Raw genomic sequence first — 14,977 nt, forward strand, 5'->3', positions numbered from 1 at the left:
GTTCTACCGTCATGCCGGAGGCCGGGCCGTCCGTACCCCGGGCGGCCGCCGACACCGGCCTCGGGAGGATCCGTGACCGCTCTCGTCCGCGACCCGATCCGGCTCCCGGACCGCCCCGGAGGGCGGCCCCCCGCCGCCGGCGCCGCGAGCCTCGCGCTTCGGCCCCTGCTCGACCCGCCGCGCCGCGCGGCCCGCGTCATCGCGGTCTTCCCCGCGGCGCTGTACCTGGAGATGCGGGGAGGCGGCCCCGGAGGCCGCCGCGAGCCGCGCGTGCTCGCCGTCGTCACCTCCGACGCCGGCCGGCTGCCGAACGCCGTGGTGGTCGTCGCCCACCGGCGCGAGCACCCGTTCCGGTCCGTCCGCGAGGGCGCGGACGCGTTCGTCGGCGACGGCCGGATCGAGGCGGAGGGCCTCACCGTGCGCGTGCGCCGCTGGTGGGACCCCTCCCCCGCGCTCGGCGCGATGCAGCCCGCCTCGCTCTCCCGGGGCATCCGCGCCCTGGAGGCCGAACTGACCGCGGCCGGCGCGCTCACCGCCGACGGCCCGTCGGGCGGCGGCCTCGCCGGGCATCCCGACCCGGACGCGCTCGCCGCGTCCTGCGCCGCGGGCGACCTCGCGGGCGCCGTGGAGGCGGCCGAGCGGATCGTCGGCCTCGGCCCCGGGCTGACGCCGAGCGGCGACGACATCCTGTGCGGCCTGCTCGCCGCGCTGCGGCTGGTCGGCGGCGCCGTCCGGCACGGCGACGCCGCGGTGGGGCTGGCCGACTGGCTCGGCGCGGCCGTCACCGCCGACGCCGGCACCCGCACGACGGCGCTGGCCGCGACGCTGCTGCACTGCGCGGCGGCGGGCCAGGCGGGCGCCGAGGTGACCGCCGTCCTGCGCTGCGTCGCGGGCCACGAGCCGCCGCAGGCCGCCGTCCGCCGCCTGCTCGCGGTGGGCCACACGTCGGGCGCGGACCTCGCGCACGGCGTCCTCGCCGGATGCCGTGCCGCCCTCGCCCTCAGCGCCTCCGCGTATCTCCGGGTCCAGCACCTCCAGGTGCCGCGCATCCCGGTACCGCACCTCCACGCCCCGAGGGCCACCGCATGACGGACTGGGTCGAGGTGCGGCGGGGGGGCTACCACGATTCGGTCACGCTGATGCGGGTGAGCCGGCTCCTGTCGGAACGGTCCGGCGTCGCCGCGGCCATGGTGGCGATGGGCACCGAGCTGAACCGCGAGATGTTCGGCCGCATGGGCTTCGCCGTGCCGGCCGGCGCCGGGCCGGACGACCTGGTCGTGGCGATCCGCCTCGACGAGGACGGGCCCGGCGAAGGCGGGCTGGAGGGTGCGCGGGAGGCGCTGGACGCGCTGCTGCGCGAGGCGTCCCGCCCGCCCGCGGGGGGCGGGATCCTGGGCGCGCCCGCGCCGGCCAGGACGACCGGATCCGCCGCGGCCCGCGGCGACGCGACCGTGGCGCTGCTGTCGGTGCCGGGCCCGCACGTCTTCCCCGAGGCGATGGACGCCCTGGACGCCGGCCTCAACGTGATGATCTTCAGCGACAACGTGCCGGTCGGGCAGGAGATCACCCTGAAGGAGGCGGCGGCGCGGCGCGGGCTGATCGTGATGGGCCCGGACTGCGGGACCGCCGTGATCGGCGGCGCGGGCCTCGGGTTCGCCAACGCGGTGCGGCCCGGCCCGGTCGGCGTCGTCGCGGCGTCGGGGACGGGCGCGCAGCAGCTGATGTGCCTGCTGGACGCGGCGGGCACCGGCGTCAGCCACGTGCTCGGCGTCGGCGGACGTGACCTGTCGCCCGAGGTGAGCGGCCGGTCGGCGCTCGCCGCGCTGGCCGCGCTGGACGCCGACCCCGGCACCGAGCTGATCGTGCTGGTGTCCAAGCCGCCCGCGCCGCAGGTGCTGGACCTGATCCGGGAGGCCGCCCGGCGGCTCGACACCCCGGTGGTGTTCGCGCTGCCGCTGCCCGGCGAGGACGACCTGACGCGCGCGGCGGAGAAGGCGCTGCGGGCGCTCGGCCGTCCCGTCCCGACGTGGCCGCGCTGGGTCTCGCCCCGGCGCGCCGCGCCCGCCCCCGGCCTGGCGCTGCGCGGGCTGTTCGCGGGCGGGACGCTGCGCGACGAGGCCGAGATGATCGCGCGCGACGCGCTCGGCCGGGACCTGGAGGCGCGCGGCCACCGGTTCACCGACTTCGGCGACGACGCCTACACGCGCGGCCGCGCGCACCCGATGATCGACCCGACGCTGCGGCTGGAGGCGCTGCGCGCCGAGGCCGCCGACGACGGCTGCGGCGTCCTGCTCCTGGACGTGGTGCTCGGCCACGGCGCGGAGCCCGACCCGGCCGCCGGGCTCGTCCCGGCCGTCACCGCGGCGGTGCGGGACCGGCCCGACCTCGCCGTCGTCGTGTCGCTCTGCGGGACGCCGGCGGACCCGCAGGACCGCGACCGGCAGGCCGCCGCGCTGTGCGAGGCGGGCGCGGACGTGTTCGCCTCCAACGCGCAGGCGACCCGGCACGCGCTGGCGCTGGTGGACGGGTCGATCGTCGAAGGGATGACCCGATGAGCGACCACCGGGAGCTGCCCCGGGAGCAGCACCGCGGGCATCGGCTGGGCGGGCTGCTCGTCCGTGAGCCGCGCGTCGTCGCGACCGGCGTCGAGGTGCTCGCGAGCGCGCTCGCCGACCAGGCCGTCCCGGTGGAGGCGGTCGACTGGCGGCCGCCGCCGGCCGGGACGGAGGCCGCGCTCGCGGCGGTCCTCGGCGACCCCGGCCACGCCGACGCCAACGCGCGCGCCGTCCAGCGGATGGTGACGGCGCGCCCGCACCTGGTGGACGTGCGCCCCGCGCGCGACGTGCTCGGCCTGGAGCCGGGGACGTTCCTGCACGCGGGCCCGCCGCTGGAATGGGAGCGGGCGTCCGGCCCGATGCGCGGCGCGCTGGTCGGCGCGATGCTCCTGGAGGGGCTCGCCGAGACGCCGCGCGGCGCCGAGCGCGAACTGGAGCGCGGCGCGGCGGTGTTCGAGCCGTGCCACCACCACGCCGCGGTCGGCCCGATGGCGGGCGTCGTCAGCCCGTCCATGTGGATGCTCGTGGTCGAGGACGCCGAGCACGGCGGGACGTCCTACTGCTCGCTCAACGAGGGCCTCGGGAAGGTGCTGCGGTACGGGGCGTACGGGCCGGAGGTGATCGAGCGGCTGGCGTGGATGTGCGAGGTGCTCGGCCCGGCGCTGCGCGAGGCCGTCCGGCGGCACGGGCCGATCGACCTGATGGCGCTCATCGCGCAGGCCCTGCAGATGGGCGACGAGCTGCACAACCGCAACCGGGCGGCGACGTCGCTGCTGCTGCGCGAGCTGGCGCCCGCGCTCGCGGCGGCCGAGGAGGTGCCCCGCGCGAGGGCCGCCGAGGCGCTGCGGTTCGCGGCGGGCAACGACCACTTCTTCCTCAACGCGGGGATGGCGGCGGCGAAGGCCTGCGCGGACGCGGCCCGCGACGTGCCGGGATCGAGCCTCGTCGTGGCGATGGCCCGCAACGGCACCGACTTCGGCATCCAGGTGTCGGGGACGGGCGACCGCTGGTTCACCGGCCCCGCCGGCGTCCCGGACGGCCTCTACCTCGGCGGCTACGGCCCGGACGACGCCAACCCCGACATCGGCGACTCGGCGATCACCGAGACGGCCGGGATGGGCGGGTTCGCGCTCGCCGCCGCGCCCGCGATCGTCCGGTTCGTCGGCGGGGAGGTGCCCGACGCGGTGGCCGCCACCCAGCGGATGTACGAGATCACGCTCGCCGAGCACCCGGTGCTGCAGATCCCGCTGCTGTCGTTCCGCGGCACCCCGGTGGGCGTGGACGTCACCCGGGTCGTCCGCACCGGGATCCTGCCCGTCATCGACACCGGCATCGCCGGGCGGGAGGCCGGGACGGGCCAGGTCGGCGCCGGACTGGTCGAGCCGCCGGCGAACGTCTTCACCGACGCCCTGCACGCCCTCGCGGAGCCTGCCTGACCGCCGAGGCGGAGGGGACAGGGCGGCCGAGGCGGAGAGGGCCGGGCCGCCGCGGCGGAGATCGCGCAGCCGTGGCGGCGGGGGTAACGTCGCACGCATGAGCGAGTCGATCAGCGGGGAGCGGTCCGCCCTCACCGGCGAGCAGTACGCCCTCAGCGCGGGGCACTACCAGGCCGTCGTCACCGAGTCGGGCGCGAGCCTGCGCGAGCTGACCCGCGAAGGGCGCCCGCTCGTGCTGACGCACGGCGCCGACGAGCCGGCCCCCGCCGCGTTCGGCCAGCTGCTGATCCCGTGGCCGAACCGCGTCGACCGCGGCTCCTACGAGTACGGCGGGGCCTCGCACCGGCTCGACCTGTCCGAGCCCGAGCGGGACTGCGCGATCCACGGGCTCGTCCGCTGGGCGGCGTGGACGGCGGCCGAGCACGAGCCCGACCGGGTGCGGCTCACGCACCGGCTGCTCGGCGCGGCCGGGTACCCGTTCCGCCTCGACCTGGAGGCCGAGTACACCCTGGACGCCGACGAGGGCCTGCGCGTGCGGATGACGGCCCGCAACACCGGAACCCGGACCGCCCCCTACGGCCACGGCGCGCACCCCTACCTGACGGTCGGCGAGCCCATCGACGGCTGCACCGTCACGCTGGGCGCCGACCGGTACCTCCCGGTGGACGGGCGGATGATCCCGTCCGGGCCGTCCCAGGACGTCACCGGCACCGAGTACGACCTGCGCACCGGGCCCGTGGTCGGAGACCGGCGGATCGACAACGCCTACACCGGACTCAACCGCGACGGCCACGGCCGCGCCTGGGTGACCCTGTCCGGCGGCGACCGCGCGGTGCGGCTCTGGGCCGACGAGGCGCACCCGTGGATGGAGGTCTACACCGCCGACGACGCCCCGGACCCGCGCTCCGGCCTCGGCGTCGAGCCCATGACGTGCCCGCCCAACGCGTTCGCGTCCGGGGAGGGCGTCGTCGACCTCGCGCCGGGCGAGGAGTTCACCGGGACCTGGGGGATCCAGGCGGGCTGACCTGACGCGGTAGCCGATCACGCGGTATCGGTTCCCTAGCCGGTGGGGGTTGGGGGATCATTGCGGGGTGAACCTCAGCGTCTCCTCGTACGACGACCTGTCCGCGCGCATCGCCGCCGTCCGCGACGCCCACGGCGAGCGCTTCCCCGGCGGTGCGGAAGGCCGCCAACCGGTCCACACGGTGTACGTCCCGGCGGACCGGTTCTCCCGCTCGACGCCCGCCGACTTCGGCGCCGAGGCGCTGCGGCTGCTGAACACCCACACGCCGGGCGCCGGGTCGTTCGGCGCGGCGTTCGGGCTGGACCCGGAGCTCGCCGGGCCGGTGCGGGAGCGCGTCGCGGCGAAGCTGGCCGCCGAGCCGGTCGAGGACATCCGGATCGACTTCGAGGACGGCTACGGGGTCCGCGACGACACCGAGGAGGACGCCCACGTCGACCAGGTCGTCGAGGCGGTCGGCGCCGCGTACCAGGTGAAGGGCCTGCCGCACTACTGGGGGCTGCGGGTCAAGTCGTTCGCCGACGGCGGCCACGAGCGCGCGATGCGGACGCTGGACGGGTTCCTGACCGCGCTGCGCGACCGGCTCGGCCGGCTGCCCGGCGGGTTCACCATCACCTTCCCCAAGGTGACCTCGATCGAGCACGTCCGGCTGTTCGTGGAGTTCCTCGACCGGCTGGAGACCTCGCTCGGGCTCCCGCAGGGCATCCTGCGGTTCGAGATCCAGATCGAGACGCCGCAGGCGCTCATGGACGACGAGGAGAAGCGGATCGGGCTCCAGTCGCTGGTCTCCCAGGCGCAGGGCCGCATCACCGCCGCCCACTTCGGCGTGTTCGACTACACCGCCGCGCTCGGGCTGCCGCCGCACGAGCAGCGCCTCGACCACCCCGCCTGCGACTTCGCCCGGCACATCATGCAGGTGTCGCTGGCGGGCACCGGGGTCCGGCTGTCGGACGGCTCCACCAACGTCATCCCCCGCAACGACGGGCCCGACGAGGTCAACGCGGCCTGGGCCGTGCACGCGGCGCACGTCCGGCACTCGCTGGCGCACGGCTTCTACCAGGGCTGGGACCTGCACCCCGCGCACCTGCCGAGCCGGTACGCGGCGGTGTACGCGTTCCACCTCGGCGGCGTCGACGACGTGATCGGACGGGTGCGGGCCTGGCACGAGCAGGCGGGGAACGCGAACGGCGTCCTCGACGAGCCCGCCACCATCAGGGCGCTCACCGCCCGGCTGCGCCGTGCGGTCGACTGCGGGGCGCTGGACGAGAGCGTTCTGCCCGCAGGCGGTTGAGCTCAGGGGTCTCCTCGATCGCGGACAGGTCGTCCGGGGTGTCGATGTCGTCGGGGGCGGCGACGTCGTCGCAGGGGACCTGCGTCACCAGCTCGGGGTGGGCGCGCAGGTAGCCGCGCGCCCCCTGGTCGCCGACGGCGGCCTCGGCGGCGCCGGCGAAGTGCGCGGCGGTCAGCAGGACGGGGTTGCGCGGCGCTCCCCCGTAGGCGGCGACCGCGATCGCGGCGCCCTCCTCGTACGCGGCGATGAGCCGCGCGACGGCGGCGGGCGTCACCAGGGGCTGGTCGACCAGCGCGACGACCACGGCGGGGCAGCGGGGCGGCAGCGCGGCGAGCCCGGCGCGCAGGGACGAGCCCATGCCGTCCCGCCAGTCGGGGTTGGGGACGACGACGGCGCCGATGACCTCGATCTGCGCGGCCCCCGCCACCACCAGGACCGGGGAGCAGCCGCCGTCCCGCAGCGTGCGGACGCCCCGGTCGACGAGCCGCTCGCCGTCCAGTTCCAGCGTCGCCTTGGGCCGCCCGAGGCGGCTGCCCTCCCCGGCGGCGAGCAGCAGGCCGGCCGGGGACTCCTCACCGTGCAACGTCATCCCGCGAGGGTAGTGCGCTCAGCCCGACTCGGCGTGGATTCGGCCGCTGGTGTCGGTGAGCGGGCGGCCGGAGCCGCCCCAGCGCAGCTGGACCAGCTCCGCAGCGATCGACACGGCCGTCTCCTCCGGCGTGCGGGCCCCGAGGTCCAGGCCGATCGGCGAGCGCAGCCGGGCCAGTTCGGCGTCGGACAGGCCGGCCTCACGGAGCCGGGCCGTCCGGTCGTCGTGGGTACGGCGCGAGCCCATCGCGCCGACGTACCCGGCCTCGGTGCGCAGCGCCACCTCCAGCAGCGGCACGTCGAACTTGGGGTCGTGGGTGAGGACGCAGATCGCCGTCCGCCCGTCGATGGCGTCGCGCGTCTCCTCCAGGAACTTGTGCGGCCACTTCACCACGACCTCGTCGGCCTCGGGGAACCGCTTCGGCGTCGCGAACACCGGCCGCGCGTCGCACACCGTCACGTGGTAGCCGAGGAACTTGCCGATCCGGGCGACGGCCGCCGCGAAGTCGATCGCGCCGAACACCAGCAGCCGCGGCGGCGGCGCGAACGAGTGCACGAAGACGCTGAGGTCGTCCAGCCGCCGCTCCCCCTCGGGCCCGTAGTGCCGCTGCCCGGTGAGGCCCTGGGCGAGCATGCCGCGCGCGTCGTCGTCCACCGCCGCGTCGAGGCGGGCCGCGTGCGGGGCGCCGGGCGCGAGGGACCCCGACGCCCGGTCGGTGAAGACCACCCGGCGGGCGCCGATCCGCCCGGGCCCGGCCACGACGGTGGCGACCGCGACCGGCTCGCGCGCCTCGATCGCGGCGGCGACCTCCGGGAACTCGGGGAAGGTGTCGGGGCCGACGGGCTCCACCAGCACGTCCAGGATGCCGCCGCAGGTCAGGCCGACGGCGAACGCGTCGTCGTCGCTCACCCCGTACCGCTGGACGACGGGCTCGCCGGTCTCCAGCACCGTCTGCCCCAGCTCGTACACGGCGCCCTCGACGCAGCCGCCGGACACGCTGCCCGCGACCTCCCCGTCCGGGGAGACGGCCATCGCCGCGCCCGGCGGGCGCGGCGCGCTGCGGAAGGTGTTCACGACGGTCGCGAGCGCGAACGTCCGCCCGGACCCGTACCAGCCGGCGATGTCGCCGAGCACGTCACGCATGGGACCTCCCCTTTCCGGCGCCCGCGACGATGCGGGCCAGCTCCTCCAGGGCCGCGAGGCTGTGCCCGGAGGTGAAGTCGTCGACGTGCGGGAGCGCCGCGGCCATCCCCGCGGTCAGCGGCTCGTACCCGGGCCGCGCCTTGTGCGGGTTCGCCCACACCACCCGGTGCGCGAGCCGGTGCAGCCGCGCCATCTGCGCGCCGAGCAGGCCGGCGTCGCCGCGCTCCCACCCGTCCGAGGCGATCACCACGACCGCGCCCCGCGCCAGCCCCCGCTGCCCGAACCGGTCGAGGAACTCCTTCAGCTCCTCGCCGAGCCGGGTGCCGCCGCTCCAGTCCGGGATGGCCGCCGAGGCGGCGGCCATCGCCGCGTCCGGGTCGCGGTGCCGCAGCTCCCGGGTGAGGCGGGTGAGGCGCGTCCCGGCGCTGAACACCTCGACGTCCCGGCCGCCGGAGCGGGCGGCGGCGTGCGCGAACCGCAGCAGCGCGTCGGCGTACGGGCTCATCGACCCGCTGACGTCCACGATCAGCACGACCCGGCGCGGCCGGGTGCGGTGGCTCCGGTGCCGCAGCAGGGACGTCTCGCCGCCGCGCCGCAGCGTCTCCCGGACGGTGCGCGCCGGGTCGAGCCGCCCGGACGCCGCCGGGGCGAACCGCCGCGACCTGCGCCGCTCGGCCCCCGCGTCCAGCAGGGCGATGAGCCGCGCGACCTCGGCGCGCTCGGCGGCGCCGAGCCGCGCCACGTCCCGGTCGCGGAGCACCTCGACGTCGCTGGCCGTCGCCGCCTCCAGGTTCCCCTCCTGGTCGCCGCCCGGCCCGCCCGGCTCCGCCGTCGGGACCCGGCGCACCACCACGGGCGGCGTTCTGCGTCCCGGCCGGGCGGTCGCGCCCGAGAAGTACGCGGCGAAGCACCGGTCGTAGCGGGCGAGGTCGTCGGGGTCGGCGCACAGGGTGAGCCGCCCCGCCCAGTACACGTCGCCGGCGTCGAGCACGTCGAGGTGGTCGAGCGCGGCGAGCATCGCCTGGACCCGCTCGGGATCGGCCGCCCCGCCCGCCGCGCGCACCGTCCGGGCGAAGCCGACCATCGTCTCGGTGACGTCCCGGTCCACGGCTAACCCCCGTTGAGCAGGGCCTCTAGCCCGACGGCACCGCCGGCGCCGGCCGCTCCGCCGAGCACGCGCTGCTGGTCCTCGCGGTACTTCAGGACGGCGCCGAGCGTCACCGCCGCCGTCCCGGGATCGAGCTCGCGGACGCCGAGGGCGACGAGCGCCTCCGTCCAGTCCAGGGTCTCGGCGACGCCCGGCGGCTTCAGCAGGTCGGTCTCGCGCATCCGCTGCGCGGCCCGCGCCACCTGCCCGGCCAGCCGCTCCGACGCGTCCGGCAGCCGCCGCCTGATGATCGCGACCTCGCGGTCGAAGTCCGGATGCTCCAGCCAGTGGTACAGGCAGCGCCGCTTCAGCGCGTCGTGGACCTCGCGGGTGCGGTTGGAGGTCACCACGACGACCGGCGGCCGCTCGGCCCGGATCGTGCCCAGCTCCGGAACGGTGATCGTGAAGTCGCTGAGGACCTCGAGCAGGAACGCCTCGAACTCGTCGTCGGCGCGGTCCAGCTCGTCGACGAGCAGCACGCTGGGGGACGTCTCCAGCGCCTGGAGCAGCGGCCGCGCCAGCAGGAACCGCCGGTCGTAGAGCTCGCCCTCCAGCCGCGCCACGTCGCTGACGCCCGCGGCCTCCGCCGCGCGCAGGTGCAGGAGCTGGCGGGGGAAGTCCCAGTCGTAGAGCGCCTGCGACGCGTCGAGCCCCTCGTAGCACTGCAGCCGGATGAGCGGCGCGTCGAGCCCCCGGGCGAGGGTCTTGGCCAGCTCCGTCTTGCCGACGCCGGCCTCCCCCTCCAGGAACAGGGGCCGCCCCATCCGCAGCGCGAGAAAGCAGGCCGTGGCCAGCCCCTCGTCGCTCAGGTAGCCATGCCTGTCGAGCAGGCCCGCGAGCTCCGCGGGCGATCCGACCTGGTCCACGGTCATCGGCGGCGCCTCCCCCACGGATCACAGGCTACTCAGCCCGAGACCCAAGTCACACATCCGAATTCCCCGGACATGCGGTTCAGGGCGGACGGGCGGGTCGGGCGCGTCCGCGAACCTCGCCGGACCGTAAAAACATGTTAAATCAGTAGGGAAAGTTGACTTTTGGACGCGGGCTGAGCAGCATCGGAGCCATGCGAACCGGTGACCACCACCAGGCCGGGGGGAACGACCCGGCCGGCGCCGCCGACCCGACCGACGCCGCCGACCTGACCGACGAGGCGACCTACGAGCGCGTCCGCCTCCCGTCCCGGCGGGGCCTGCTGCGGCTGTCGGCCGGGGCCGGGCTGACGGCCGGACTTTCCGCGGGGCTGACCGCCGGGCTGGCCACGGCGTTCGCTCCCCGGGCGGCGAGCGCCGCGACCGGGATCGTGAAGCCGCTGCCCCCGGAGCTCTTCGTCCCGCAGGGCACGAACGCCGAGATGCGGTGGGAGGCCATGCGCGGGCAGGGGGAGCTCACGCCCGCCGACCGGTTCTTCGTCCGCAACCACGTCGCCACACCGCTCATCGACGCGCGGACCTGGCGGCTGAGGCTGTGGGGCACCGGCCTGCGCGGCGCACCCGCCGAGGACCGCCCCGTCGAGTTCACCTACGAGGACCTCCTCCGGCTCCCGTCCGAGACCGTCACCGCGTTCATCGAGTGCACGGGCAACGGGCGCGGGTTCTACACCTCCCAGCAGGGCCAGGAGGTATCGGGCACGGCCTGGCGGCTCGGCGCGGTCGGCGTCGCCCGCTGGCGCGGGGTCCGCCTGGCGACCGTCCTGCGTCGCGCAGGTATCACCCCCGAGGCCGTGGACATCATGCCGCGCGGGTTGGACGCTGACTTTGTGGACAAGGGCGAGAACCTGGGCCGCGTGCGGCGCCCCCTGCCGGTGGCGAAGGCCATGAAGGACGCGCTCCTCGCCTACGAGATGAACGGCGCTCCCCTGCCGCCCGACCACGGCTACCCGGTGCGCCTGGTCGTGCCCTCATGGGTGGGGATCGCGTCCATCAAGTGGTTGGGAGACATTCAGGTGGCCGACGAGCCGCTGTTCTCACCGTGGAACACCCGCTACTACCGGCTCTTCGGGCCCGGTCATCCCGAGGAGGGGTCCGCGCCCCTGACCCGCATGAACGTCAAGTCGGCCTTCGAGCTGCCATGGGAGGCCGCCCTCCCCGCCCGGCCGCACTGGCTGCACGGCCGGTCGTGGTCGGGGAACGGCCGGATCCGGCACACAGAGGTCAGCCTGGACGGCGGCCGGACGTGGCGCCGCGCGCGCCCGCGGGACCGTCACCCGAACCCGCGCGGCTGGGTCCGCTGGGAACTGCCGTGGCGCCCGGAAAGGCCGGGCCGCCACGAGCTCCTGGCGCGCGCGACCGACGAGACCGGCGCGACACAGCCCGCGACCGCCCCCTACAACACGCTCGGCTATCTCTTCGGCGCCGTCGTACGGCACCCGGTCACCGTCGTCTGAAACCCCACCATCACCTCAGCACCGTCTGAAAGGACCCCCATGGCACTGTGGAAGCCGGACCCGACGTTCTACGCGTCACCGCGCGACGCCGCCTCCGCGCCGCCGGAGAGGCTCGCCTACGTCGCGGCGTTCGACCGGGCCGCCGAGAAGCCGGACGCGATCGCGGTGCTCGACGTGGACCCCGGTTCCGCCGCCTACGGCTCCGTGGTGGGGTGGACCGAGCTGCCCAACCTCGGCGACGAGCTGCACCACTTCGGGTGGAACGCGTGCAGCAGCGCCCTGTGCCCCGGGTCCCCGCATCCGCACGTCGAGCGCCGGTACCTGATCGTCCCGGGGCTGCGGTCGTCGCGGGTGTACGTCATCGACACCAAGGACGACCCGACCGCCCCGAAGATCGTCAAGACGCTGGAGGCGGACGAGCTGGCCAAGCGCGCCGGGTACTCGCGCCCGCACACCGTCCACTGCGGGCCGGAGGGCCTCTACCTGACCGCCCTCGGCGGGGCGAACGGCGAGGACGGGCCGGGCGGGATCGCGCTGCTCGACCACACCTCGTTCGAGGTGCTCGGGCGGTGGGAGGTCGACCGGGGGCCGCAGTACTACGCCTACGACGCCTGGTGGCACATCGCGCACGACGTTCTCGTCACGTCCGAGTGGGGCACGCCGTCCATGGTCGAGGACGGCGTCGTCGGCGAACTGCTGCTGGGCCGCGAGTACGGCCATTCGCTGAACTTCTTCGACCTGCGCAAGCGCAAGCACGTCCAGACGGTCGACCTCGGGGACGAGCACCAGATGGTCCTGGAGCTGCGTCCGGCGCACGACCCGACGAAGCTCTACGGGTTCGCGGGCGTGGTCGTCAGCGTCGAGGACCTGTCGGCGTCGGTGTGGGTCTGGCACCGCGACGGCGACCGGTGGGCGGCGACGAAGGTGATCACGATTCCCGCCGAGCCGGCCGACCCGGACGACCTGCCGCCCGTCATCCGCCCGTTCGGGGCCGTGCCCCCGCTCGTCACGGACATCGACCTGTCCGTGGACGACCAGTGGCTGTACGTCTCGTGCTGGGGCACCGGGGAGCTGAAGCGCTACGACGTCAGCGACCCGTTCCACCCGGTGGAGGCGGGCTCGGTGCGCATCGGCGGCATCGTGCGCCGCACCCCGCATCCCGCCGACCCCGGCCGGCCCCTCGCGGGCGGGCCGCAGATGGTCGAGGTCAGCCGCGACGGGAAGCGCGTCTACGTCACCAACTCGCTCTACGGCTCGTGGGACGACCAGTTCTACCCCGACGGCGTCGGCGCGTGGATGGCCAAGCTCGACTCCACCCCGGAAGGCTTCTCGTTCGACGAGCGGTTCTTCCCGAGCGGCGACGACTTCCGGGGCCTGCGGCCGCACCAGACGCGCCTCCAGGGCGGCGACGCGTCCTCGGACTCCTACTGCTACCCGTGAACGACGGGTCGCTCGCGGCGCTGGTCGCGCTCGGCGCGTTCCACGGCCTCAACCCGGCCATGGGATGGCTGTTCGCGGTGGCCCGCGGCCTCCAGGAGCGCAGCCGGTCGCTCGTGCTGCAGTCGCTCCCGGCCATCGCCGCGGGCCACGCCGCCTCCGTCGGCGCCGTCGCCGTCCTGGTCGCCCTCACCCGCTCCGTCGTCGCGACCCGCGCGGTCGCGATCGGCGGCGGGGCGGTGCTCGTCGGGTTCGGCCTGTGGCGGCTGCTGTCGCAACGGCACTTCCGGTGGGTCGGCATGCGGATCTCGCTGTGGCAGCTCGCCGGCTGGTCGTTCCTGATGTCGTCGGTGCACGGCGCGGGCCTGATGCTGCTGCCCGTGCTCACCTCCTCCGGGACGGCCCCGGCGGGCCACGACCACGGCCTGGCCTCGTCGTCCGGGAGCGCCCTGTCGACCGGCGTGTTCGTCACGGCGGTGCACACCCTGTCGATGTTCGCCGTCGCCGGAGTGATCGCCGTGCTCGTCTACGAGATCGTCGGCCTGGCCGTCCTGCGCCGCGCCTGGTTCAACCTCGACCGCCTCTGGGCGGTGGCCCTGATCGGCGCCGGGGCCGTCACCGCCCTGACCGCCTGGTGACCCGAGGGCGGGGCGAGGTCAGGCGGGGTCGGGGGCTTCGCCCCGGGCGTGGAGGAGGGCGCGGAGCTCGGCGAGCTGGCGGGCGGCGAGGGTCTTCTCGGCGCCGTTGATGCCCATGGCGCCGAGGGACGTGCCGTCGGCCAGGTCGAGGGTGGGCCACGGGTCGCCGACGGTCATGGAGACGTCGACGACCTCGGCCCATTCGAGGCGGCGGGTGCGGAAGGCGTTGACGACCGTGAGGCCGGACTCGTCGGCGCTGACGCGGCAGCGGGCCAGCATGTGCAGGATCCAGGCGACCCCCGCGCCGAACGCGACCATCAGGAGCCGGTCGAACAGCTTGAACTGCGGCGCCACCACCACGGCGAGCACGATCATGCCGAGCACGATCACGCCCGCCGTGGTGTAGGCGACGAGCCGGGTGGTGCGGGGGCGCCACACCGCCGGCAGGGCCGGGACGTCAGTCAACGATCTTCGCGATGGGGATCTCGAGGATGTCGTGGGCGCCCGCCGCCTTCAGCGCCGGGATCAGCGTGTTGACGCCGCGTTTGGCGACCACGGACTCCACTGCGTTGGACTCCCCGCCGGCGAGCGAGGTGACCGTGGGCGACGCCATCGCGGGCATGATGTCGAGGACCTTCTGCAGGTCGGCGTGCGCGACGTTCAGCTTCAGCAGCACCTTGCCCCGCGCGCGGATCACGCCCTGGAGCAGCAGGGCGACGTCCTCCATCGCGGCGCGCTTCTCGGCGTCCTCGTAGGCGTCGCGGTTCGCGACCAGCTCGGTGTAGCTGGTCAGGAGCGTGTCGAGGATGCGCAGGCCGTTCTTGCGCAGCGACGAGCCGGTCTCGGTGAGGTCGACGATCGCGTCCACGATGTCGGGCACCTTCGCCTCGGTCGCGCCGTAGGACGGGACGACCGTGGCCTTCACGCCGTGCTGGTCGAGGAACCGCTTGGTCATCGCCGGGAACTCGGTGGAGATCCGGACGCCCTCCGGCAGGTCGGCCACCGACTGCCAGGGCGCGCCCTCGGGCACCGCCATGATCACGCGGACCGGGTTGGAGGTGGCCTTGGAGTACTTCAGCTCCCCGAGGCTGACGACGTCGGCGTCGGTCTCGGTGATCCAGTCGCGGCCGGTGATGCCGAGGTCGAACAGGCCCTGTTCGAGGTAGGTCGGGATCTCCTGCGGGCGCAGGACGCGGACCCGGTCGATGCGGGGGTCGTCGATGGAGGCGCGGTAGTCGCGGTCCGAGGCCCGCTGGACGGTGAGGTCGGCGGCGTCGAACAGCTGCATGGTCGCCTTCTCCAGCGACCCCTTGGGCAGAACGAGTGACAGCACGGAT

At 75.3% G+C, this 14,977-nt stretch carries 14 protein-coding genes; 8 read left to right on the forward strand and 6 right to left on the reverse strand.

Annotated elements, in window-relative coordinates:
• Positions 1–72: 72 nt before the first annotated feature.
• From AB0C21_RS15745 to AB0C21_RS15765, 5 genes are all read left to right on the forward strand, one after another.
• Positions 73–1,089 carry an oxamate carbamoyltransferase subunit AllH family protein gene (locus tag AB0C21_RS15745; RefSeq protein WP_500204852.1) on the forward strand — a complete coding sequence of 339 codons (1,017 nt, stop codon included), beginning with the start codon at positions 73–75 and terminating at the stop codon, positions 1,087–1,089.
• Positions 1,086–2,555: an AllF/FdrA family protein gene (locus tag AB0C21_RS15750; RefSeq protein WP_500204853.1), complete on the forward strand. Its 1,470-nt coding sequence runs from the start codon at positions 1,086–1,088 to the stop codon at positions 2,553–2,555. The genes AB0C21_RS15745 and AB0C21_RS15750 overlap by 4 nt, the downstream gene beginning before the upstream one ends.
• Positions 2,552–3,991, forward strand: a complete 1,440-nt coding sequence (locus AB0C21_RS15755) for a YlbE family protein (RefSeq protein WP_500204854.1) — start codon at positions 2,552–2,554, stop codon at positions 3,989–3,991. The genes AB0C21_RS15750 and AB0C21_RS15755 overlap by 4 nt, the downstream gene beginning before the upstream one ends.
• Positions 3,992–4,088: 97 nt before the next feature.
• Positions 4,089–5,015: an aldose 1-epimerase family protein gene (locus AB0C21_RS15760; protein WP_500204855.1), complete on the forward strand. Its 927-nt coding sequence runs from the start codon at positions 4,089–4,091 to the stop codon at positions 5,013–5,015.
• Between the two features lie 67 nt (positions 5,016–5,082).
• Positions 5,083–6,303, forward strand: coding sequence for a DUF6986 family protein (locus AB0C21_RS15765; RefSeq protein ID WP_500204856.1), 1,221 nt, complete (start codon positions 5,083–5,085; stop codon positions 6,301–6,303).
• Here AB0C21_RS15765 and AB0C21_RS15770 read toward each other — a convergent pair.
• From AB0C21_RS15770 to AB0C21_RS15785, 4 genes are read right to left on the reverse strand one after another with little or no spacing between them, the layout of a single operon-like run.
• Positions 6,233–6,892 (reverse strand): nucleotidyltransferase family protein, encoded by a 660-nt coding sequence (locus AB0C21_RS15770; protein WP_500204857.1) that lies wholly within the window; start codon positions 6,890–6,892, stop codon positions 6,233–6,235. The two genes, AB0C21_RS15765 and AB0C21_RS15770, sit on opposite strands and share 71 nt — an antisense overlap.
• A gap of 18 nt (positions 6,893–6,910) precedes the next feature.
• Positions 6,911–8,035 carry an XdhC family protein gene (locus tag AB0C21_RS15775; RefSeq protein WP_500204858.1) on the reverse strand — a complete coding sequence of 375 codons (1,125 nt, stop codon included), beginning with the start codon at positions 8,033–8,035 and terminating at the stop codon, positions 6,911–6,913.
• Entirely contained in the window at positions 8,028–9,143 is a 1,116-nt protein-coding gene (locus AB0C21_RS15780) for a vWA domain-containing protein (RefSeq protein WP_500204859.1), read from the reverse strand. The genes AB0C21_RS15775 and AB0C21_RS15780 overlap by 8 nt, the downstream gene beginning before the upstream one ends.
• 2 nt (positions 9,144–9,145) lie before the next feature.
• A complete protein-coding gene (locus AB0C21_RS15785; RefSeq protein ID WP_500204959.1) occupies positions 9,146–10,054 on the reverse strand; it encodes an AAA family ATPase in 909 nt (302 codons plus the stop codon).
• A 191-nt stretch (positions 10,055–10,245) separates the two neighbouring features.
• On the opposite strand from AB0C21_RS15785, the gene AB0C21_RS15790 reads away from it, so the two are divergent.
• Genes AB0C21_RS15790 through AB0C21_RS15800 form a run of 3 tightly spaced genes read left to right on the forward strand, consistent with a single transcriptional unit; the run spans position 10,246 to position 13,640 of the window.
• Positions 10,246–11,565, forward strand: a complete 1,320-nt coding sequence (locus AB0C21_RS15790; protein ID WP_500204860.1) for a sulfite oxidase — start codon at positions 10,246–10,248, stop codon at positions 11,563–11,565.
• A 39-nt stretch (positions 11,566–11,604) separates the two neighbouring features.
• Positions 11,605–13,005, forward strand: a complete 1,401-nt coding sequence (locus tag AB0C21_RS15795) for a selenium-binding family protein (RefSeq protein WP_500204861.1) — start codon at positions 11,605–11,607, stop codon at positions 13,003–13,005.
• On the forward strand, positions 13,002–13,640 hold the full coding sequence (locus AB0C21_RS15800) for a hypothetical protein (protein ID WP_353819836.1): 639 nt from the start codon (positions 13,002–13,004) through the stop codon (positions 13,638–13,640). The genes AB0C21_RS15795 and AB0C21_RS15800 overlap by 4 nt, the downstream gene beginning before the upstream one ends.
• Positions 13,641–13,658: 18 nt before the next feature.
• Here the strand turns inward: AB0C21_RS15800 and AB0C21_RS15805 are convergent, their stop codons facing one another.
• Complete coding sequence (locus tag AB0C21_RS15805) at positions 13,659–14,105, reverse strand: PH domain-containing protein (protein ID WP_500204862.1); 447 nt, start codon at positions 14,103–14,105, stop codon at positions 13,659–13,661.
• Entirely contained in the window at positions 14,098–14,973 is an 876-nt protein-coding gene (gene hisG, locus AB0C21_RS15810; protein ID WP_149257352.1) for an ATP phosphoribosyltransferase, read from the reverse strand. The genes AB0C21_RS15805 and hisG overlap by 8 nt, the downstream gene beginning before the upstream one ends.
• Positions 14,974–14,977: the final 4 nt, after the last annotated feature.

The sequence above is a fragment of the Spirillospora sp. NPDC049024 genome (genome assembly GCF_040649235.1).
Classification (GTDB): domain Bacteria; phylum Actinomycetota; class Actinomycetes; order Streptosporangiales; family Streptosporangiaceae; genus Spirillospora.

Excerpts from the sequence above, each read along its gene's own strand:
- AB0C21_RS15750 (WP_500204853.1), top strand. The coding sequence starts at position 1,086 with ATGACGGACTGGGTCGAGGTGCGGCGGGGGGGCTACCACGATTCGGTC.
- AB0C21_RS15755 (WP_500204854.1), top strand. The coding sequence starts at position 2,552 with ATGAGCGACCACCGGGAGCTGCCCCGGGAGCAGCACCGCGGGCATCGG.
- AB0C21_RS15760 (WP_500204855.1), top strand. The coding sequence starts at position 4,089 with ATGAGCGAGTCGATCAGCGGGGAGCGGTCCGCCCTCACCGGCGAGCAG.
- AB0C21_RS15770 (WP_500204857.1), bottom strand. The coding sequence starts at position 6,892 with ATGACGTTGCACGGTGAGGAGTCCCCGGCCGGCCTGCTGCTCGCCGCC.
- AB0C21_RS15775 (WP_500204858.1), bottom strand. The coding sequence starts at position 8,035 with ATGCGTGACGTGCTCGGCGACATCGCCGGCTGGTACGGGTCCGGGCGG.
- AB0C21_RS15785 (WP_500204959.1), bottom strand. The coding sequence starts at position 10,054 with ATGACCGTGGACCAGGTCGGATCGCCCGCGGAGCTCGCGGGCCTGCTC.
- AB0C21_RS15790 (WP_500204860.1), top strand. The coding sequence starts at position 10,246 with ATGCGAACCGGTGACCACCACCAGGCCGGGGGGAACGACCCGGCCGGC.
- AB0C21_RS15795 (WP_500204861.1), top strand. The coding sequence starts at position 11,605 with ATGGCACTGTGGAAGCCGGACCCGACGTTCTACGCGTCACCGCGCGAC.